Annotated in this window: 1 protein-coding gene; it reads right to left on the reverse strand. The window is 60.5% G+C overall.

Annotated elements, in window-relative coordinates; all coding sequences use genetic code 11:
* Positions 1-56: 56 nt before the first annotated feature.
* Positions 57-856, reverse strand: an 800-nt coding sequence (locus tag EOD15_RS34910) for a replication initiator protein A (RefSeq protein WP_127409351.1), incomplete at its 5' end; no start/stop codon positions are given.

The following is an 856-nucleotide window of genomic DNA, read 5'->3' on the forward strand; positions in this document are numbered from 1 at the left end:
GTCTATTACCCACCCGGATGTTTGACCATTAGCACGGATGCCACAGCACACATGTGCTAGGCCTCGCCTTCCAGGATCGTACCGCGATAGGCCATGCGTAGGAGCGGACCGGCTTTGCCGGCGACTTCCGACAGCATGTATTCGGGCAGTTCATTGGTCTGGATCAGCGTGCGCAGGCTGCGCGAAAACTCTTTGAACGTGCCTGTGCTGCCGCTGCGTTCGTACAGCGTGCGGAACAGCCACTCTGCGGAAGTTCGTCCTGCAGCGCGGCGAGCGAGCCGGTAGACGAACCGCGCGATGCCGCCGTCTAGGAGGAAGTAGTCGCGGTGCATCGTCAGGATTTCAGGCTTTTCGGTGTTGACGACCTCGTTGTAGATCCATGCCGGCACAACGATTTCGACCTCGGTCACGCGCCCGGTGTTTGGGTCAGACACGGTGCGGCTGCCTTCGGCGATCAGGCCTTCCGGCGCCCAGGCGGTGCGCTGGCGCCCCTTGATCGTCCGGATGTTCTTGACGACGGTAGTGCGCAGGCGGTCGATCGCGCCCTCGATTGCCTCGTATTGCCGACCGCCATCGCTCATCCGGCAGAACTTCAAGATTTCAGAAGGGTGCGGACGAAAAACACGGGAGGGCAGCGGACCGCCAAACTTGCGATGACGGTTGAGCCCTTCGACCAGGTGGGAGAGATACATCAGCACAATGTCGTAGTCCCAAACCGTCGCCATACCATAGGCACCGGCGGAGACTTCGACCATGCCGTCGGGCAGCTCGTAGCGAATCATGTCGGATTTGCGCTTATCCCGCTTAGAGAGCCGGAACACCGCCACGTCCATGATCGAAAAGCTGTCCTTTGCAG

Origin of the sequence: Mesorhizobium sp. M7A.T.Ca.US.000.02.2.1 (genome assembly GCF_003996995.1) — a bacterium.
Classification (GTDB): domain Bacteria; phylum Pseudomonadota; class Alphaproteobacteria; order Rhizobiales; family Rhizobiaceae; genus Mesorhizobium.